This is a genomic window from Actinomyces acetigenes, from assembly GCF_031296635.1.
GTDB lineage: Bacteria > Actinomycetota > Actinomycetes > Actinomycetales > Actinomycetaceae > Actinomyces > Actinomyces acetigenes.
Genome location: NZ_JASPFC010000093.1, coordinates 1 through 1409, shown reverse-complemented (window position 1 = coordinate 1409; position 1409 = coordinate 1). Strand labels below are relative to the sequence as shown.

The 1409-nt window shown below is 70.5% G+C and carries 1 protein-coding gene; it reads left to right on the top strand.

The features are described from left to right. Positions 1-649: 649 nt before the first annotated feature. Positions 650-1409: DEAD/DEAH box helicase (locus RIV14_RS13620; protein WP_309325261.1), on the top strand; the 760-nt coding region annotated here is incomplete at its 3' end.

The following is a 1409-nucleotide window of genomic DNA, read 5'->3' as shown; positions in this document are numbered from 1 at the left end:
TCGCCCTGCGAGCGCGGTGTCACGAACGGCGACTTTTCAGACACACACCTGGCCGACGACCATCACACTCGGCCACGTATACGCAGGCCAGAGCCACACAGACACGGGCACGCCAACCGATGGACGGCCTAAAAGTCGCCAAACGTGACACCCAGAGGCTTATTCACAGCATCCGCCAAAGGTGCTCTGACCTGCGCAGATGCTGGAGTCGGCTAGCCCTGTGAATAAGCCTCCCGGACCCCACAACACACCGCTTCGGTGTCCACTGAGCCCGCAGCGCCTAAGTCCCAGCCCCCAGCACAAACGGTCACACCTCAGACCACCAGGCCCGCCCCACGAGCGGTGTCACGAACGGCGACTTTTCAGACGCACCCCTGACCGACGACCATCGCACCCGGCCACGAATACGCAGGCCAGAGCCGTACAGGCACGGGCACGCCAACCGATGGACATCCTAAAAGTCGCCAAACGTGACACCCAGGCCCCACAACCCACCGCCGAAACTCCACTCAGCCCACAACGGCTAGTTTCAGACCTTGGCGCACACGGCCGGAGGGATAGGCCGCCAGCTCGCTTGGGGACTGGTGTCACAACCCACCGCCGAAGCCCGACGGACGCCTCCAGCCACCGGTGGTGCACACTGTGCCCCATGGCAGACGGGATCGCACGCGACCTCACCGGGCTCCTGGAGTCCATCGGCGGGCGCGACGGCCGGCTCGTCCACCTCCAACGCACCCCGCCCCGCCCTGGACGCCACGCCGACTGGCCCGACTGGGCGGACCCCGACCTCGTGGCCGCCTACCACCGCCTGGGCGTCGAGCGCCCTTGGACGCACCAGGTGGCCGCCGCGCACTCCGCCCACGCCGGCCACCACACGGTCCTGGCCACCGGCACCGGCTCGGGCAAGTCCCTGGCAGCCTGGCTGCCGGCGCTCTCCGACGTCCTGGCCGCCCAGGCCCCCGGCGCCGACACGCGCATCTCCGCCCACACCCGGCGCCCCACCACCCTGTACCTCTCCCCCACCAAGGCGCTCGCCGCCGACCAGGCCGCCGCCCTGACCCAGCTCATCGGCGAGCTCGAGGCCGTCCAGCGCGAGGCCGGCACGCCCGCGGGCTCCCTGCGCACGGTGCGCGCCGGCACCTGCGACGGGGATACACCTTTGCCCGAGCGCGACTGGGTACGCGCCCACGCAGACGTCGCCCTGACCAACCCCGACTTCCTTCACTTCTCGCTGCTGCCGGGCCACGAGCGCTGGACCCGCCTCCTGCGGGGCCTGCGCTATATCGTCATCGACGAGTGCCACGCTTACCGCGGGATCCTGGGCGCGCACGTTGCCCTCGTGCTGCGCCGCCTCCTGCGGCTCGTGGCGCGCCTGCGCCCGCGCGGCCCGCAGCCGGTGGTCCTGTGCG